Raw genomic sequence first — 19,010 nt, 5'->3', positions numbered from 1 at the left:
GGACACCCGGCTGCGCCTGACAAGAGAGATTGCCCGGGCCGACCATATCATCGATTATCATCAGCACGACAGAAAGAACGCATAGAAATGGTACGGGATTTGACTTCCGGCGGCGCCGATGTGGTCATTCAGTGCTCCAATAACGTGGACACCTTTGTGGACGGGCTTGAAATGATGCGCCGCATGGGACCTTTATTGAGGTGGGCAACATGGTCAACCAGGGTCGGGAGGTCTCCTTTGATCCGGCAAGACTCGTGTGCAGCAAACACGCCCGTATCCTGGGGATGAGCGCCAACACCCGGCAGCCTTCAATAAAGCCTTTGGAATTCTTGAACGTCATGAGTCGTTGGGACTGTCTAAAATGTTCACTCACAGAACAAACCTGGAAGGCCTTCTAGGTACATTGAAAAAAATGAATGATACGGATTACCTCAAGGGAATTGTCATTCCCGAAAAGTGAAAAGACTTTCACTTTTTTCGTAAATGAACACTTGCCAGAAAGAGAATTCAGGAGCACAATTAGTTTCTCCGGTTTCGATTCCCGGTTGTCTCCGTCGGTCCAGTTGATCCTTCCTGCCCGGCGGAGTTTTTTTTATAATTCAAGTTTGAAAATCAACAACACTTGCCAAATCCACAAGCCCGGGCATAAACTCCGGCCACATCCCTGATACGGCTGATAATCAATTCTTCGGCGGACAGCTTGATCTGCCCCTCCTGCACAGCCGTATATTGATTCGGCATATACTGACTCAGCAGAGAAAGAGAGATACCTCCCTCATTCAGATTTTTCTTTAACAGGGCAACAGAAGCCTGCAGCTCTTTATTGGGCCAGTAGTAACGGCTCCTGTCACTGAAGCTGTATTTCCGTTTGAAATGCTGCTGCTCCGCTGTACCGGGATAGTACTTCTTCCAGTAACCCGGATTTTCCTGCATCACCTTCTCGAGGGTCGCTTTTAAACCTGAGAGTTTGACCCCCCTTTGATGACCAAGCAGCTCAATTTCCATGCTTTCCAGGGCAAAAAGAGCCTCTCTGTAGGCAAAGGTCAACCAGGGACCGACTTTGAGGATGCAGTAGTGATCTTTCACCAAGCGGGAAAGTCCTGTTTCACTCTGGTAGTCGGTAGAGTGAGCTTCATAGACAAACTGGGGATTCCCTTCAATCATGGCACTGAGGTCGGCGGCAGCCTTACTGTCGTAATGAAAGACCTGATCATCTCCAAACTCAACTCCGGGCTGAACAACCAGGCCGATGACCCGTTTCCATGCACTGTGCAGACCCCGGGCCTCAAAGGCGGCCTTGGTAACAGCAATTGTGTTTTTAGCATTCAAAGCGGGTGTGGGAGTGACAGTCTCTTCCTCTTCCTGGGCTCCCCCTGGGATGGGAACTTCTGTTCCGATGATATAGATGATGTCTGATTCTCCGCCAAAGCTCTCGGTAAAGGTTTTTTCTGCAACACTGCAGAGCTCTGCTGCCCGGGAGGAGACAATTTCATCGGCCAGGGGTTTGTGCCTGTCGCCCTTGTCATCGGCGCAGAACATGGAGGCATCCAGATGGATTTTCTTGTATCCAGCTTTGACATAGGCGGCAATCAGGTCACGGGCTTTTGCCATGGCCTCTTCTGCCGGCTCACCCTGCCATGCGTTTGGTCCCAGATGATCCCCCCCTAGAAGGACTTTCTCAAAGGGAAGTTCTGATTCTTGAGCCAAACCTTTGACATAATTGACAAATTCAGCCGGCACCATACCGGTATACCCGCCAAACTGGTCAACCTGATTACTTGTAGACTCAATAAGGACGATTGAACCGTCGTCTCTAGCCTGAAGCATACAGGCTTTGATTACATCCGGGTGGGCAGAGCAGACTGAATATAGCCCTGTAGCCTTACCAGCTTTATTGTTTTTCATAAGATTCAAAAATTCTCGTGTTGCTGTCATATTTTAACTCCACTTTTTTTATGATTGGATTCTATAGTAAATTAATGCAGTCTATATATATTTTTTAATGCTCGATCTATCCCGAAACAACTGTTTCGTGCGTAATACACGAATATCCTTTTCTTCCGAACTTATCAATCGAAGAATTTCTTCCCCTGCGATTTGACCAATTAAGTCTACATCAAGTTCATAAGCAGACAGCTGAGGAGTCGAAGCAATAGAATAATCAAGGACCCCTCCTCCTGTGGAAATCATGGAGACATCCTCTGGAATTGAATAACCCATTTGGTTCAAAACCATATAAATACTAGCAGCGATATAATCATCATGAGACAATAACGCGGTAATATTTTTTTCCTGAATGATGGTTAACTCCTGTTTTATCGATGCAATATCATAATTAGGAAGTTCTATTAAACTAAACTCAAAACCAGAAGAAGCAAATTCAAGGGATGCTTTCTGAACCCCCATTCGCCTATCCAATGTTATGTTAGGTAAGTCTGAACGAGGATAATCCACATAAAGAATTCTCTTATGACCGTTATGAACAAGCTCAAGTGCAGAATTATAAGCACCCTGAAAGTCATCAACAAGCACTGATGTATAGGAATCTTCCAAAGAACTATTATTGATAATAATAACTGAAATACCACGGATAGTAAGATCATGAAATAAAGATTCATCAATATGATGAATGGAAACAACAGCATGAACATTCATTTCAATTAATTTACGGAGAGTATCCTCTGTTCTTATTATGTTATTGATAGGTATAATTACAGGAAAAAAATCATTACTAATGAGATTTTGTTCTATCTGTTTGATTATTCTGGTAAAGATACTCCAAGAATGCATACTGAATTCATCAATTGGCTGAAGAATAGCTATACTACCAAGGCGTTTTTCAACACGTTTTTCCCGCTTTGGAGGAACATATCCCATTTGATCTGCTGTCTTCTTTATTCGGTCAGCAACTTCTCTGGAAACACCTGATTTACCTGACAATGCCATTGAGACAGTAGCAATAGAGACATGTTCTACTTTAGCAATTTCTTTTAATGATACTTTTCTATTTCCAGTTGCTATACCCACGATCTAAACCTTTTATGACTTATTTATGTATTACGTTATCAAAAAGTACTGTTCCTTCCATTGGACCTCTTTTTGTGACTGCTGAAGCTCCTGCATAGTTTGCTCTTCGCAAGCATGTTTCCAAGGACCACTGATGAATGACTCCAGCTATAAATGCACCAGCGAAGGTATCTCCTGCACCGGTGGGATCCACTTCTTCTACAGAGATAGGCTGAGCGTCTATGCACTGACTATCGGTGTAAACCGAAGCCCCCGCTTTACCACGTTTAACAATTACAGTATGAATACCTTTTGTAAAACATGAATCCAAAGATTGCTTCAGACTCGTCTTTTGAGTAAGGAATTCTAACTCATCTTCAGTAACAAATAGGATTTTAGTCTTTGAAAAAAGATCAAGAATCAATTCTTTTAATTTAGGATCACTTTTTAAAATTTCAGGCCGTATATTAGGGTCGAACGAAACAAGACATTCATCAGGAATCATTTTAATCGCTTTATGGTGAATTGAAAACATCTCTTTATTAAAGATTGAAGACCCCATAACATGAAACACAGCAATATCATTCCATGACATAGTATCAAGGTCTTCACTTCTCAATGTACCGCAGGCGGCATTTTTTAAATGAAAAATAAAGTTTCTGGAACCATCGGAATTATACCGGACAAATGCTATGCCTGTCGAAACGTCTGCAGTAATTTTTATATTAGTTATATCGACTCCGTCCTCTTTCAATTTTTTAAGACACATTTTTCCAAAATCATCATCTCCTACAGCTGCAAGAATAGAACAAGGTACTTTAAATTTTGCGACCTGATCAATAAAAATGGCTGGAGCACCACTTACATAGGGTCCGGAGAAATCCCCTGCGTCCAGAAATGACTGATCCTTCTCATTCGCCATTATTTCAACTAAAATCTCACCGATGACAAGAACTTTTTTCATTAACCCTCTACCTTTAACATTTTTTTCTTATTTCTGATGTCTGCATAAACAGCGATGAGAATAATAATTCCTTTTATGATCAGTTGATAAAAGTATGATAGTCCCAAAAGGTTCATACCATTATTTACAATTCCAATAATTAAGGCACCTATAAAAGTTCCGATTACAGAACCATATCCACCGGAAAGACTGGTTCCTCCAAGTACTGCCGCAGCAATTGCATCAAGTTCATAACCTAAAGCGGCATTCGGTTGAGCAGAATACAGACGGGAAGTCAAAATAATACCGCTGACAGCTGATGCTAAACCAGTGATCATAAAGACAATAACTTCTATTTTTGCAGTATTTACACCGGCATATTTTGCAGACTCACGGTTACCACCAACAAGTTTAGTTTGACGACCGAGTTTCGTTTTATCCAGTACAATATGAGAAATAATAAGTAAAACAAGAACAATCCACACAGGAATTGGGATAAACAGAAACCTGTCATTTCCAATAGCCAGAGCACTTGGCAGTTCAATGGGTACAGGCTTGGAATCAGTAAATGAATATGCTACTCCACGAAAGATTCCCATAGTTGCCACAGTAACAATAAAAGGAGGGATTTCTAGTTTGGCAATGATAATTCCATTAATAAATCCAACAATCAATCCTGCCGTGATGGCTGCAGCTATTGCAACAAAGAGTATTCCTGTTGCATTTAGGGTAATCGCAAAGACCATGCCCGCAAGAGCAATAATGGATCCCACGGATAAGTCAATTCCACCGATCATCAAGGCGTAGGTCATCCCGAAAGCAGTAATAGATATGATTGAAACCTGAAGCAAAACACTAAGCAGGTTATTTACGGTCAGAAAATACTGACTCAATAATGAAAAAAATACTGCTATCAACAGTAATGCTAGTAATATTCCCCCATAATTTCTAAGGAACCTATTCTTATGATTAATGTTCACATTCCTATCCTTCTACTCTGTTAATTTCATGAGAATCTGATCCTCAGTAATTTTATCTGTTTGTATGTCATGAATAATTGAATTATTTCGAACCAGACCAACTCTATGGCAAAGGTTCATTATCTCAGGCAGTTCTGATGAAATAAGGATGACGGCAACACCAGTCTTCACAAGTTCCTGAATAACCTGATAAATTTCAAATTTTGCTCCCACATCTATACCTCTTGTGGGTTCATCGAGGATAAAGATATCAGGATTATGTTCAAACCATTTAGCCAACACAACTTTCTGCTGATTTCCACCACTAAGATTGTTAACCATCTGGTCAGTGCTGGGTGTTTTTATTCTGAACCCTTTTACATGTTTTTTTGCCAGTTCAGATTCTTTTCTCCGGTTTATAAATCCATGCTGAATAACATGATCAATACATACCATAGAAATATTTTCTTCTATGGATGAAGTAAGTATAAGACCTTCTTCTTTTCTATTTTCTGTAACAAAAGCCATTCCTGAGTTTATTGCTTTAGTAGGTGTATTTACATTGATTTCTTTTCCATGAATAACAATTCGCCCCTCTTTCTTCGGGAGAACTCCGAAAAGACCTTTCATGATCTCAGTTCGTCCTGAACCCACCAAACCGTACAGTCCATATATTTCTCCTTTTTTAACATGAAAGGAAATATCATGATAAAAAGGGTTATTTGTCAGATTTTCAACGCGGAGAGCATCATCCTCCTGTATAGAATTCACCATTTCAGGGAATGCATGCTGGAGATCTCTGCCGATCATCATTTTGACTAAAGATGCCTGATCAACATTTTCAACTTTCTCTGTACCAATATATTTACCATCTCTGAAGACAGTCACTTCATCGCAAATAGTAAAAACTTCAGACATTTTATGTGTAATATAAATGATGGCACATCCCTTTTCTTTTAAGTGTCCAATGATCGAAAAAAGGATTTTCACCTCTTCATCACTCAGTGAGGAAGTGGGTTCATCAAGAATCAGGATTTTAGGATCCAATCTGATGGCTTTAATAATTTCAATTAGCTGTCTTTCTGCTATTGAAAGACTTAAAACAGGAAGTGAAGAATTAATTTCAATCCCGAAAGAACGAAGTAGTTTATCCGTTTCAACCTCCATCTTCCTGTCACTAATGGAGAAACCGGATTTCCCGATAGGTTCTCTCATGACAAAAATATTTTGAGCGACAGACAAATTATTAAAAAGACTTAGTTCCTGGTAGACAATTGAGATTCCCTGAGCATGAGAGTCTTCTACTGAGTGTATTTGGACAGACTCTCCATCTATATGTATGTTACCGGAATCCGGTTTGACCGTTCCTGCCAGAATTTTCATCAGGGTAGATTTACCAGCCCCATTTTCTCCCATCAGTCCATGAACGGTTCCTGGTTCAACAGTCATTTCAACGTTATCTAATGCTTTGACACCAGGGTATAGTTTTGTAACACCCTTAACTTCCAGCATAACTCCTCCCAATAATTGAGCTGCCGATAAACAGCAGCTCATTTGGTTATATAATTCTCTGCTTATTTTATATCAAAAGAAAGATCACTTTTTACAGGAACCTCTCCAGCTCCATAAATATAAAGACCAGGGACAATTGGAATGTCTTTTTCAACTTTTTCACCCTTGGCAATTTTGACTGCAAGATCAATAGCAGTAGAACCCATTCTTCCTGGAGCCTGCATTACCACAGCTTTGAAAGCATTATCTGCATCAACTGTATTTCGTCCTTCTTCCATCCCGTCAAATCCAATAACTATTGCGCTTGATTTTCTTTCTTTCACAACGGTTGTAGCTGCAATGGCCATGTCATCACCAAAACCAAAGATCCCTTTGATTCCTGGATTAGCTGTCATCATATCTTCTGTAGCAATTTTAGCTTCTTCTCTTGTTCGACCGGGTAGTTCTGCAACAATTTCGATCCCTTTATACTGTGCAACCTGCTCTTTAAAACCATCGATTCTATCTCGTACTGACTGTACTTCTGGATATGTAATAAGGGCAACTTTTCCTTCAAAATTCAGATACTGAGCCATGGCTTGTCCGGCAAGCATCCCACCAGTATAGTTGTCTGTAGCTATATGCGAATGAACATCCACGCCATTTGCTTTGATATCGACAGTAATTACAGGTATTCCGGCAGACTGTGCTTTAAGAACAGCTCCTTTTACACCATCAGAATCCACAGGTGTAATAATGATTACATCTACATTTTTGTTTATAAAGTCTTCAATAGATGAGAGCTGACGGTTCAGATCCTGATCTGCAACAGTGACAGTCAAGTCAACATCCTGGGCAGCAGCCTCTTCTTCCAATGCAACTTTTATCGCCTGATAAAAAGGATGTGATGATGTTAGTACCGAAGCACCAACTCTAATTTTTCCATTATCTTGCTGGCCCGTTGCAGCTGCAAAGCCGAGTATACATAGAACCATAGTGATAACTAATAAAACTTTCTTCATAAAAAACCTCCTAAGTAATTTTTAATATAGTAAGGCCTGATTCTTAAACCTGTCAACTAAAATATACTTAATTTATATTATTTTAAGTTATATAGCATATTTTTAAGTACTTAAATTAAACTAATACTTATATAAGAACTTATTACTGTAAACAACATAATTCAATTTTACTTAAAATATATTTTTATTCATTTTTTTAAGTATAATTTTACATAAAAAAAACCCGGAAATACTATCCGGGTTAATTAAATCAGTAATAGGTATTAAATTAACAACACGTCCCTAATCCACAAGCCCGGGCATAAACTCCGGCCACATCCCTGATACGGCTGATAATCAATTCTTCGGCGGACAGCTTGATCTGCCCCTCCTGCACAGCCGTATATTGATTTGGCATATACTGACTCAGCAGAGAAAGAGAGATACCTCCCTCATTCAGATTTTTCTTTAACAGGGCAACAGAAGCCTGCAGCTCTTTATTGGGCCAGTAGTAACGGCTCCTGTCACTGAAGCTGTATTTCCGTTTGAAATGCTGCTGCTCCGCTGTACCGGGATAGTACTTCTTCCAGTAACCCGGATTTTCCTGCATCACCTTCTCGAGGGTCGCTTTTAAACCTGAGAGTTTGACCCCCCTTTGATGACCAAGCAGCTCAATTTCCATGCTTTCCAGGGCAAAAAGAGCCTCTCTGTAGGCAAAGGTCAGCCAGGGGCCGACTTTGAGAATGCAGTAATGGTCTTTCACTAATTGGGTGAGCCCTGTTTCACTCTGGTAGTCGGTAGAGTGAGCTTCATAGACAAACTGGGGATTCCCTTCAATCATGGCACTGAGGTCGGCGGCAGCCTTACTGTCGTAATGAAAGACCTGATCATCTCCAAACTCAACTCCGGGCTGAACAACCAGGCCGATGACCCGTTTCCATGCACTGTGCAGACCCCGGGCCTCAAAGGCGGCCTTGGTAACAGTAATTGTGTTTTTAGCATTCAAAGCGGGTGTGGGAGTGACTGTCTCTTCCTCTTCCTGGGCTCCCCCTGGGATGGGAACTTCTGTTCCGATGATATAGATGATGTCTGATTCTCCGCCAAAGCTCTCGGTAAAGGTTTTTTCTGCAACACTGCAGAGCTCTGCTGCCCGGGAGGAGACAATTTCATCGGCCAGGGGTTTGTGCCTCTCGCCCTTGTCATCGGCGCAGAACATGGAGGCATCCAGATGGATTTTCTTGTATCCAGCTTTGACATAGGCGGCAATCAGGTCACGGGCTTTTGCCATGGCCTCTTCTGCCGGCTCACCCTGCCATGCGTTTGGTCCCAGATGATCCCCCCCTAGAAGGACTTTCTCAAAGGGAAGTTCTGATTCTTGAGCCAAACCTTTGACATAATTGACAAATTCAGCCGGCACCATACCGGTATACCCGCCAAACTGGTCAACCTGATTACTTGTAGACTCAATAAGGACGATTGAACCGTCGTCTTTAGCCTGAAGCATACAGGCTTTGATTACATCCGGATGGGCAGAGCAGACTGAATATAGCCCTGTAGCCTTACCAGCTTTATTGTTTTTCATAAGATTCAAAAATTCACGTGTTGCCGTCATTGTGTTACTCCTGTTACCGATACATAGTGATCGATGATTTGTTGCTTTGTCCTTCTAAAAAGACCTGAAAACACAGATTATTTTTCACATTGGAATAGGATTTTCCCCTTAACAGCCCCCGGTTTCAGTAGATCTGCCACTGCGGTGGAGGCTAGGCTCAAGGGAATTTTTCTATCAATAAGCTTTTCTGTTTTGACCTTATTGTTGCTAAAGAGGTAATTCGCCATATCCCATTCCCATCCAGGGAAGGGAGCAGAGTAGTTCATCCAGCTGCCGGTGACGATGATTTCTTTGCGGTTGATGTATTCAAACTCGTGGGGCTGTAGGGTTACAGGTTTGTGGGGAGTACCGATGAACATGACGGTCCCTTTGGGAGCAGCCAAATCCAAACAGAGGATTTCGGTAACGGGAACACCCCCGGTTTCAAGACAGACCTCATAGCCGTTTCCCCCTGTAAAAGCCAGAGCTTCTTCTTTAAAGCCTTCATCCATTGTGTTCAAACAGAGATCCGCACCCAGCTCTTTAGCCAGATCAAGGCGGCTGTTATCTATGTCAAAAACAGTGATTTTCCGGGCACCCATGGCTCTGACACACTGAAGAGCCAGGAGACCTATGGTGCCCATGCCGGTGATAGCAACATCTCGGCCGCCTTCAAATTTCATGATATTCAGGGCATGAAGTGCCACCGTTATGGGTTCAAAAAAAGCACCTTCCGTATAGCTTACAGAGTCAGGAAGTATTACAGCATTTTCCCAGGGCATAGACACATACTCAGCCCACCCTCCCTGGATACGTGATCCGATGAACTTATACCCCTTGGAGAGGGAGTAGTTTCCCTTCTGGCTCTGAGGATCGTTTCGGTCGGGAATGAGCGGAACACAGGCGATACGGTCTCCGATTTTTCTTTTTGTAACCCCTTCACCCAGAGCGACAATTTCTCCCGAGAATTCATGACCCAGGACAATGGGATAAAAGTGGGCTCCCCCATGGATGGTCCGGGGAATATCTGACCCGCAGAGTCCCGATTCCTTCACCTTAACCAACACTTCTCCTGTCCCTGCTTCCGGTTTTGTCCAGTCCTCATAACGCAGGTCATTGTCTCCGTATAATACTGCTGCTTTCATATCTCTCCTTCCTGCGGGAGGACCGACCTCCCGGGTCTTTTTTAATTTATCTATGACTTCAGCCTCAGGACTGAAATTTCTCACGGATCTCATCTAGTTCCCTGTAAACGGGTCCCACAGCCTCATACAAATGAATAAAGGCTTTAAACAGAGCCTTATAATACTCTGATTTTCGGGAATCAGGATGATAGGATGCCCGCACTGTCTGAACAGCCAGTGCACTGTCAAAGTCAGGAAACAGCCCCACTCCCACAGCTGTCATGATAGCAGTCCCCAGGGGAGCCACATCCATCTCACCGGGGAGGATGATATGTTGTTCAAGGACATCCGAGAAGATTTGAGTCCACACGGGGCTATTGGCACAGCCTCCGGTCATGACGATTTCATCAATGGAATAGCCCTTATCCTCCATCAGCCGGAATACATGGCGCACTCCCATAGCGATTCCCTCCATGATCATGCGGATCATGGCCTTACGGCTCGTGTCGGGATTCATTCCAAAGGCTACTGCCCGGGAATGGATATCCCAGAGAGGAGCCCGCTGACCAACCATATAAGGAAGATAGAGGAGGACATCATCCAAATAATCCGCTTCTTCAGCTAGCCTGTCGATCTCCTCAAAACGTTCCTCTTCGATGATGGATTTGAACCATCTAAGTCCGGCACCTCCATAATCTACACCTCCGTTTGTCAAATAAAGACCAGGAACGCCGTGATGATAGTTCAGCATGGTTGGGTCTGTGGGGACCGAAGCCACACAGGCTCCGGCATTGGTTGCTGTGCCTGCAGAAATATAAGCCTGACCATCATGGCGCAGCCCTAATCCTAGAGTCGCCGAAACATTGTCCATGGCGCCGGCAATAACAGGTGTGCCTTCTTTTAATCCAGTTGTGGCTGCGGCTTCACGGCTCAGGCCACTCACAACATCTGTACAGGCAAATATTTCTGGAAGTTTTTTACGGTCAATACCGCTGGCCGAGATCAACTCATCTGACCACTGCCCCGTCCTGATATCACAAAGCTGGGACATGCCCGCCTCGGAAACATCCATAGAAAGGATTCCTGTGAGACGGTAAACAAGGTACCCGTTGCAGTGAAGAAATACATTTGTCTTGTTATAGATTTCAGGCTCATGGTTTTTCATCCACAACACCTTGGGCGCAAAGTTGGATGGGTCTGAATCATTGCTGTTTATCTTTATTTGAAGATCGCCATAACTGGACCTAATCCAGTCGGATTCCGCCTGAGATCTGCGGTCAAGCCAGATGAGTCCGTTCCTCAAAGGGCGGCCTTTATCATCTAAGGGTAAGGCCATACTAGACATGGAGTCTACTCCGATTCCAATGATATCCTCGGGGTTCACAGCGCTCTGTTTCAAAACTTCAGAGGTCGTAATGATAAGTGCCTGCCACCACTCTCTGGGGTCCTGCTCGGCCCAGCCCTGCCTGGGGTAGAGTGTGGGATATTCTGCCTTTGCCGAAGCAACGACCTTGAGTTTGTCATCAAATAAGACTGTTTTTGTGCTCGTCGTACCCAAGTCTACACTCAGGATATATTTTGACATATCGATCTCCCGTCACACCAGGAAACTGACCGGAACAACCCGTTAGGCCCGATGTGTTTTAGAACACTAAAATATACCAGAATAAACCATTTGTCAATTCAAGACTCAAGTCTTACGCACTATCAATTCGGTTTTGACAATTTTCTGAGAAGGGACGTCTTCCCCTTTCGCTTTTTGGAGGAGCATGACCACTGCCTGATGGCCCATTTCTTCCAGATTTTGCTTCACCGTTGTCAGAGGAAAATAAAGGGTTGTTTTGTCCGTCATATCACCATACCCCACGAGCTGGACATCCCGTCCCGGGAGCAGTCCCTGCTCAGTCAAGGCTCCAACCACTCCAATGGCCTCATAGTCATTGGCACAGAATATGGCCTGGGGCGCGTTATGGTCTTTTAAATAAGATGAAACCGATTCATACCCCGTGAAGGCATCAAAATCGGTATCCAGAAAGAAGAGATTTTGATCTTCCACAAGACCCGCTTCGCTGGCGCTCTTTCTGATTCCAGAGATTTTCAAACTGGCGTTGTATTGAAAATCCCGCCCCTTTAATACGAGAAGAGAAGAACATTTTTTCTGACAGTACAGATAGCGGACCACATTGGCTGTGGACTCTTCATAATCATTGAGGATGGCACAGGCACCATCTAATTGCCACTCGATGGTGACAAATGGAATCTGCCTCGCAGCTCTCAAACAGGCTTTTCTAACGGAATCAAAGGCTTCTTCAATGAAGATGACAGCCTCCTGCGCCTTGACTACAGCTTCCAGCTCTTCAATGGTTTTCCAGTCCCATACGAGCTTATCCGTATTGAGACTGTGCAGCTTTAAATCGACTTTCAGGTCCGATAAGGCATCATAGACTCCATTAAGGATTTCCATAAAAAAGGAGAGCCTGCTTGAAGGGAGAAAGATGTGAATGGTCCCCGGCAGTCCTTCTTTTCTGGGAGCGATAAAACTACCCTTTCCCGGAAGGCTGTAGATCAGGTCCTCATTTTTAAGTTCGTTCAAAACACGCTGGGCCGTTGCTAGGGAAACACCTGTAATCTGCACGATGTCCCTTGCAGATGGAATAGAGTCATGTTCCTTCATTTCCCCACGGGTAATGGTTTCACGAAGCTGCCGGACAATTTGCTGGTATGGGGGAATGCTGATCGATCTATCTACCTCAAGGGTCATGGACGCACCTCTATGTGTTCTAAAACACTAGAGTAAATGAAATTATCCAGAATGTCAAATGAGGATCTCCTTCTGTGAACTGCTATTTAAGTGAAATTTTTCATGAAGATTTAAATAATCAGGATTTCCATCAGATTTTCAGTTATATTAGGAGACAGAAAAATCAATCCCGAGTGATTCATCAGGAGAAAAAATGATTAAACGATCTTTAGTGCCCTATGTGGCCTTAGCAACTTTATTTACAATGACTATAACGGCTCTGCCCGCTCAAACAGATATCCTGTCCTTTGATAGGGTGACCTCCTTCCTTAGCAGTCAACAGAAATCTGATCTTATCAATGAGGGAGAACTCACGGAATTCCATTTTGACAGCTTTGACCCCCTTCTTCTGCCCGATACAGGAATGTCTGGGGATATTAGAAAAATGGTCCTTGATGAAAAACTGAATATGGGCATAGAAGGCCTTTTCCTCTTCAAGGAATTTGATATGGAATCCTACAATGCCGACCCTGAAAAGACAAAACTGGCTCTATACAACACCCTCCGTTCGGTAAGCACTCTGGAAGGAACCGAATATTATTCTGCCTCCCGGGATGAAATGAGAGCACTCTTTGTGGAGTCCTGGAAGATTCCCGACCTGGATTCAGCCAGGGACAGACTCCCTGACCCTGTGGTTTCCACCATTCCGACACGGGACAGCTTCTTCATACACCAGAAGGACAAGAGCTTTGGAAAACATGAGTCTGAGATGGGCTTTGTCTATGACTCTCCGGTTATCTGGTCGGTGATTATCAACCAGACCCCCATGTATTACAAGGGATTTCTGAGAGTCATCAACCCCCAGCAACTCCAGATTCACCTAGTGGTGATGCCCACTGACCGGGGACTTCTGTTCTACGGCATTTCCGCGGCAGACACAATCAATATCAAAGCCTTCAGAGAGAAGGCCAACAACTCCTTCTACAATAGAGTGAAGGCCCTCTATGCCTGGTATATAGACGGAATAGATTAATAATGAGGCGGCCGTTCTTCGGCCGCATCCAGGGAGGAGACATTTGCTTTTCTCTCATCCATGTCCTTTATTTTCTCTTCGAGTCCGGAGATTTTTTCCTGCAGGATCTCAATGAATCTGTCTTTTTTCATCATCTGCAGGCTCAACTGCTGCAGACTGTCCTCCAGATACATGATCCTGCTGTCCATGTTCACAAGCTTTTCATCCAAGTCACCCATGTAATTCCACCTCTCATTTGCAAGGAGACAGCCCTGTCAGACCATTCCTCATCCAATACTCATCCCTGCATACTACTCATAAAAAGGCAAAACCTCTATACTTCATTATAAAACTAATCTTTCATAACATTAACCCTATCAGGAGGAATTTAATGAACATACAGAACATTGCCTGGATCGGAACAGGAGTCATGGGACGGTCCATGTGTCTTCATCTGATGAACAAAGGATATAAGCTGTCAGTTTATAACAGGACCCGTGAGAAGGCGGCAGATCTGATAGAAAAGGGAGCCCAGTGGTGTGACACTCCTGCCCAGGCAGCCCAAGGAGCAGATGTTATCTTTACCATTGTAGGATATCCCGCCGATGTGGAAGCTGTCATACTGGGTGAAGAAGGTGTCTTAAAAACAGCCAAGAAAGGTGCCATCGTTGTGGATATGACCACCAGTGAACCCTCTCTGGCCGTAAAAATAGCCGAAGAAGCTACAAAGCAGGGTGTGAACACACTGGATGCTCCCGTTTCCGGTGGAGATCTGGGAGCCCAAAAAGGGACCCTGGCCATCATGTGCGGAGGAAAACCAGAAGTATTTGAAAGTGTTCTGCCTCTTTTACAAACCTTTGGGGAAAATATTAAGCTCATGGGTGCCGATGGTGCAGGCCAGCACACTAAAATGTGTAATCAGATCCTCATTGCCACCACGATGATTGGAGTCGTAGAGTCACTTCTCTACGGGCACAAGGCCGGAATGGATATGAATGAGGTCATCGATGTAATCGGCAGCGGAGCCGCCGCATCCTGGTCCATCAACAATCTGGGACGGCGTATTGCAGACGGCAATTTTGATCCTGGGTTTTTCATCAAACACTTTGTCAAAGATATGGGAATTGCCCTGAAAGAAGCGGATCTCATGAACATCAGTCTACCCGGTTTGGCCATGGCACACCAGTTTTACAGAGCAGCCATGGCACAGGGACTTGAAAACCTTGGAACTCAGGGACTCTATAAAGTCTTTGAATCCATGAATCAGCCTAATTAACAAGAGATAAGCAAAAGGACTGCTCCATTCGGTTGATTCATTGGGATCAAGCCTATTATGATAAGCCACACAAATTACCAAGGAAGAGACCGAATGGAAAAAATCGATTATACCCCCCAGGGAACCTGCTCTAAAAAAATCAAGATCACGATCGAAGACGAGACCATTACAGAACTTGATTTTGAGCGAGGCTGCCCTGGAAACCTGCTTGGCCTAAGGTCCCTAGTGGTGGGAATGAAAAGAGATGAGGTCATCAAAAAACTAAAAGGGATAGAATGCTTCGGCAGAGAAACATCCTGCCCGGATCAATTGGCCATTGCCCTTATGGGGAATGATCAGCCCTCTGAAGCATCCTGAATAAACGCATCCAAAAGCTTAAGAGCCGTTCGTTTTCTATAGACCGCAGTGGAACGCTGATCGTCTATGGGACGGATGGCTTTTTCATAATCCGGCCGGACATTTTTCCAGGCGGACATCAGCTCTGATGACTTCAGCCCCTTGAGCTTCTCTTCCGACTCTTTAAGTCGAACCACAACGGCAGAAACAGCACCCAAAGACAACCTGAGATCCTTAATCCCATCCTGATCCTTCAGTACCCAAAAGCAGACCGATAGCTTTGACAGAGCATTGGCCTTCCTTGTTCCCACTTTCCTGTATACCAGAGTTCCATCTTTTTCCTGACGGATATATTCCAGGGGAATCAGAATTGATTCGATCAGTTCATTCTCATTCAGGCAAGTTTTTCCGGGGGCTGTTACAAAATCTTTGATGGGAAGAACCCGGGTGTTGTCCTTTGATACGAGGCGTACTCTGGCATCTGCAACCAATAGAGGAGGCAAGGAATCTGCTGCAGGTGAGGCATTTTGAAGATTACCCGCCAGTGTTGCCAGATTTCGAAGTGCCGGTGCGGCAATCTCATCAAGAGCCAGGGCCAGAGAACGGGGAATCCGTTCATCCAGCAGAAGTTGGTTCAGGGTCACCCCTCCTCCTAAAACAAGAAACCCATCTTCTTCTTTCACATACTGGAGTTCTTTGAGATGTCCAACAGCCATGACAGACGAAGGAAAACTGGCAGGAAGACTGCTCCAGTTTTCATAGCGGACCATCAAGTCTGTGCCCCCTGCCAGGGGGATGACCTTCTGATTGTCTTTAATTTCCAAAGCCTCGGCAAGGCTCTGGGGATAGAAGAATTTTACCATAACCCTTCCCCCTTTTCAGATGCAGTGAGAACCGCCTGAATGATTTGGTCATACCCGGTACAACGGCAGAGATTACCTGAAATCCCTTTACGGATGTCCTGTTCAGAGGGGTGGGGAGAGTCCTGGAGAACAGACTGTGCAGCCATGACCATCCCAGGAATACAAAAGCCGCACTGAACGGCTCCGGCCTCAGCAAAAGCATCGATGATACACTTACCTTGTTCGGTCTCTCGGAGACCTTCTATTGTCATCAGGTTCTTCCCCTCCATGGTTCCCATGGCTACCATACAGCTGTTAACGAGCTTTCCATCCAGAAGGATGCTGCAAGCACCGCACTCTCCTTCCCCACAACCTTCTTTGACCCCTGTTTCTCCCAGATCTTCCCGGAGCACATCCAGAAGCCGCCGCAAAGGACTGTCCTCATACACAACTTCCCTGCCATTCAGGGTGAATCTAATCTTACCGTCCTTCATCTGTCAGCTCCATCAGGGTTTCCGGAAGTACGGGAACCTCATCAATTATTGTATCTACGGCCTGCGATACGGCAGCGCCGAATGCCGGAGCGGCACCGTCGAAAACCATTTCGCCAGCCCCTTTGGCACCATAGGCTCCATATTCAAAAGGATTGTCCACAATCGCACTCTTGGTGGATGGAAAATCCATACTTGTCGGAATCATGTAGTCTGACATAGTGGCCTGCCTGAAGCGGCCATCTGAAAATTCAAGCTTTTCAAGGTAACTATAACCCAATGCCTGGACCATCCCTCCGATGATCTGCCCTTCTACAATTTGCCTGTCGATGGGAACTCCCATCTCGTAAACACCCCAGATGCCCTTGGTATTCACCTCGAAAGTAATGGGGTCTACCTCAACCTCAATGACATTTACACCCCAGCTATAGGCAGGATAGGCATCTCCTTTCAGAGTGTTCTGATCCCAGGGCACCATATGTGTTGGAGCTTCATAGTCCTGAATGATTGTCTGTTCTTCTCCGCTCTTCCAATCTTTCTTCAGCTTTTCTGCCGCCTTCTGTACAAGAAAGCCGACCACAGAGATCGAACGGGAGGCCACAGTCGGCCCAGAATCGGGCACAATTTCTGTATCTGGTTCGACAAAATGAACCTGTTCAAAGGGAAGGTCTAAGGCCTTGGATGCGACCTTGCAGAAGGTTGTGCTGATTCCCTGACCCATCTCTACATTGGAACCATAGATATAAACATGATCATTATGGTCTTTCTTCAGATAAATACGGGCTTTGATGAGGTCTCTCTCTCCATTGCCGGTGAAACCACTGCCATGAAAAAAGTAAGAGAGCCCTATACCCTTGTAGGGTATATTCTTGTAATCCTGATATTTTTTCCCATACCCCGACATCTCCAGGATACGCTTGGTCATCTCGGGAAGCATAACCTTTTCATGAATTTTTCCATCAGTAGTTGTGGGGTCTCCCTGCTTCATCAGATAGGGTTGACGGAAAGCCAGAGGATCCTGGCCAAGCTCATAGGCGAGGTAGTTCATATGAGACTCCATGGCAAAGATAGCCTGGGGCGCTCCAAATCCGCGAAAAGCATCAGAAGGCGGTTTATTGGTACAGAAAGCCCTACCGGCAATGCGTATATTTTTTATGTTGTAAACATTTCCCACAGTAAAAACAGCTCTGGCAAGGACAACGGCAGAACAGCTGGAATAGGCGCCTCCATCCAGACGTATATCAATATCATGAGCTAGAATCTTTCCTTCCTTATCCAGGGCTGTCTTTATATGAATGGCACTGGGATGGCGTTTTATGGAATAAGCCATATCTTCCTTACGATCCAGCACAAGTTTAATGGGCTTTTTCACCTTATATACAGCCACGGCCAGAGGACCGGCCAGAACATCCGGAAAGTGTTCCTTTCCACCGAAGGCGCCCCCAGTGGGAGTCTGAATAATCCTAATTTTCTCCGGTTCCATCCCCAGGGCATTGACCAGAGACTTTCTGATATAAAAAGGACACTGAGCCGAAGCATGAAGAATAAATGAATCATCTTCCCAATGGGCAAACAGGCTCTGAGGTTCCATATAGACATGTTCCTGATGTCCGGTGTAATACTCTTTTTCCAGAATACGATGGGCAGACTCAAAGGGCGGATCGACCTGTCCATGATGAATATCATAGCGGGTAAAAACATTGTCCTCTCCATGCTGGACTCCACCCTTCAGGGCGATCGAATCCTCTAGAGTCGTACAGGGAGGGATCTCCTTGTAGTTAACCCTGATTTTCCGATGAATATCCAGTATGACGTCTTTTTCGGGGCCAACTATAAGAAAAATAATCTGCCCCAGATAGCGAACCTCTTTATCAGCAAACACAGGCCAGTCTTCTATGATCATATGGAGGCTATTGACCCCGGGGACATCGTCGGCTCCCAGAATATGATACCCTTCTGGTACCTCAGGCAGGCTGACAGATTCGATAAGCCCTCTTTGAATTGATGAGTAATAACACTTCCCATGAAGGGGTGAGACAGGGAACTGGTCGGAAAGATACTCCATTGTGCCCGCTGCTTTAGCAACGGCATCCTTACGGCGCACTGTAGTACTGATTGAATGCGGCATTTAATTCCCCCGATTTCAGGATATATCCTGTTTAATATATCAATTATCAGACTGTAGGTATCGTTTGTCT

The 19,010-nt window shown here is 44.6% G+C and carries 18 protein-coding genes; 4 read left to right on the top strand and 14 right to left on the bottom strand.

Features of this window, described 5'->3' with window-relative positions; genetic code table 11:
- The first annotated feature begins 256 nt into the window (after positions 1-256).
- Positions 257-460 (top strand): hypothetical protein, encoded by a 204-nt coding sequence (locus EXM22_RS18155; protein WP_149487880.1) that lies wholly within the window; start codon positions 257-259, stop codon positions 458-460.
- Positions 461-612: 152 nt separating this feature from the next.
- Here the strand turns inward: EXM22_RS18155 and EXM22_RS18150 are convergent, their stop codons facing one another.
- The 10 genes from EXM22_RS18150 to EXM22_RS18105 form a co-directional block, all read right to left on the bottom strand.
- Positions 613-1,935 (bottom strand): D-tagatose-bisphosphate aldolase, class II, non-catalytic subunit, encoded by a 1,323-nt coding sequence (locus tag EXM22_RS18150; protein ID WP_149484535.1) that lies wholly within the window; start codon positions 1,933-1,935, stop codon positions 613-615.
- A 51-nt stretch (positions 1,936-1,986) separates the two neighbouring features.
- The gene (locus tag EXM22_RS18145; RefSeq protein WP_149484534.1) at positions 1,987-3,027 is read right to left on the bottom strand and encodes a LacI family DNA-binding transcriptional regulator; all 1,041 of its coding nucleotides are present in this window, start codon (positions 3,025-3,027) and stop codon (positions 1,987-1,989) included.
- A 19-nt stretch (positions 3,028-3,046) separates the two neighbouring features.
- Positions 3,047-3,970, bottom strand: coding sequence for a carbohydrate kinase family protein (locus tag EXM22_RS18140; protein WP_149484533.1), 924 nt, complete (start codon positions 3,968-3,970; stop codon positions 3,047-3,049).
- A complete protein-coding gene (locus tag EXM22_RS18135) occupies positions 3,970-4,929 on the bottom strand; it encodes an ABC transporter permease (RefSeq protein ID WP_149484532.1) in 960 nt (319 codons plus the stop codon). The genes EXM22_RS18140 and EXM22_RS18135 overlap by 1 nt, the downstream gene beginning before the upstream one ends.
- Positions 4,930-4,941: 12 nt before the next feature.
- Entirely contained in the window at positions 4,942-6,420 is a 1,479-nt protein-coding gene (locus tag EXM22_RS18130) for a sugar ABC transporter ATP-binding protein (protein ID WP_168203615.1), read from the bottom strand.
- Positions 6,421-6,482: 62 nt separating this feature from the next.
- On the bottom strand, positions 6,483-7,421 hold the full coding sequence (locus EXM22_RS18125; RefSeq protein WP_149487878.1) for a substrate-binding domain-containing protein: 939 nt from the start codon (positions 7,419-7,421) through the stop codon (positions 6,483-6,485).
- A gap of 268 nt (positions 7,422-7,689) precedes the next feature.
- Positions 7,690-9,012 carry a D-tagatose-bisphosphate aldolase, class II, non-catalytic subunit gene (locus tag EXM22_RS18120; protein ID WP_149487877.1) on the bottom strand — a complete coding sequence of 441 codons (1,323 nt, stop codon included), beginning with the start codon at positions 9,010-9,012 and terminating at the stop codon, positions 7,690-7,692.
- Between the two features lie 77 nt (positions 9,013-9,089).
- Positions 9,090-10,136, bottom strand: a complete 1,047-nt coding sequence (locus tag EXM22_RS18115) for a galactitol-1-phosphate 5-dehydrogenase (protein WP_149487876.1) — start codon at positions 10,134-10,136, stop codon at positions 9,090-9,092.
- A 64-nt stretch (positions 10,137-10,200) separates the two neighbouring features.
- Positions 10,201-11,700, bottom strand: a complete 1,500-nt coding sequence (locus EXM22_RS18110) for a xylulokinase (RefSeq protein ID WP_149487875.1) — start codon at positions 11,698-11,700, stop codon at positions 10,201-10,203.
- Positions 11,701-11,805: 105 nt separating this feature from the next.
- Entirely contained in the window at positions 11,806-12,876 is a 1,071-nt protein-coding gene (locus tag EXM22_RS18105) for a LacI family DNA-binding transcriptional regulator (protein WP_149487874.1), read from the bottom strand.
- Positions 12,877-13,069: 193 nt separating this feature from the next.
- On the opposite strand from EXM22_RS18105, the gene EXM22_RS18100 reads away from it, so the two are divergent.
- The gene (locus EXM22_RS18100; RefSeq protein WP_149487873.1) at positions 13,070-13,888 is read left to right on the top strand and encodes a DUF6675 family protein; all 819 of its coding nucleotides are present in this window, start codon (positions 13,070-13,072) and stop codon (positions 13,886-13,888) included.
- Here EXM22_RS18100 and EXM22_RS18095 read toward each other — a convergent pair.
- A complete protein-coding gene (locus EXM22_RS18095; RefSeq protein WP_149487872.1) occupies positions 13,885-14,106 on the bottom strand; it encodes a SlyX family protein in 222 nt (73 codons plus the stop codon). The genes EXM22_RS18100 and EXM22_RS18095 overlap by 4 nt on opposite strands.
- A gap of 152 nt (positions 14,107-14,258) precedes the next feature.
- On the opposite strand from EXM22_RS18095, the gene EXM22_RS18090 reads away from it, so the two are divergent.
- Together EXM22_RS18090 and EXM22_RS18085 are read left to right on the top strand one after the other, a co-directional pair.
- The gene (locus EXM22_RS18090) at positions 14,259-15,143 is read left to right on the top strand and encodes an NAD(P)-dependent oxidoreductase (RefSeq protein ID WP_246157045.1); all 885 of its coding nucleotides are present in this window, start codon (positions 14,259-14,261) and stop codon (positions 15,141-15,143) included.
- 93 nt (positions 15,144-15,236) lie between these two features.
- Positions 15,237-15,500, top strand: coding sequence for a TIGR03905 family TSCPD domain-containing protein (locus tag EXM22_RS18085; protein ID WP_149487871.1), 264 nt, complete (start codon positions 15,237-15,239; stop codon positions 15,498-15,500).
- On the opposite strand, the gene EXM22_RS18080 is transcribed toward EXM22_RS18085, so the two are convergent.
- The 3 genes from EXM22_RS18080 to EXM22_RS18070 are packed head-to-tail and all read right to left on the bottom strand — an operon-like array spanning position 15,479 to position 18,940.
- Entirely contained in the window at positions 15,479-16,342 is an 864-nt protein-coding gene (locus EXM22_RS18080) for an FAD binding domain-containing protein (RefSeq protein WP_149487870.1), read from the bottom strand. The two genes, EXM22_RS18085 and EXM22_RS18080, sit on opposite strands and share 22 nt — an antisense overlap.
- Positions 16,336-16,815 (bottom strand): (2Fe-2S)-binding protein, encoded by a 480-nt coding sequence (locus EXM22_RS18075; RefSeq protein WP_149487869.1) that lies wholly within the window; start codon positions 16,813-16,815, stop codon positions 16,336-16,338. The genes EXM22_RS18080 and EXM22_RS18075 overlap by 7 nt, the downstream gene beginning before the upstream one ends.
- The gene (locus EXM22_RS18070; RefSeq protein ID WP_149487868.1) at positions 16,802-18,940 is read right to left on the bottom strand and encodes a xanthine dehydrogenase family protein molybdopterin-binding subunit; all 2,139 of its coding nucleotides are present in this window, start codon (positions 18,938-18,940) and stop codon (positions 16,802-16,804) included. The genes EXM22_RS18075 and EXM22_RS18070 overlap by 14 nt, the downstream gene beginning before the upstream one ends.
- Between the last annotated feature and the right edge of the window lie 70 nt (positions 18,941-19,010).

It is taken from the genome of Oceanispirochaeta crateris, assembly GCF_008329965.1.
Lineage (GTDB): Bacteria > Spirochaetota > Spirochaetia > DSM-2461 > DSM-2461 > Oceanispirochaeta > Oceanispirochaeta crateris.
This window is presented reverse-complemented; position numbering and strand designations above follow the sequence as displayed.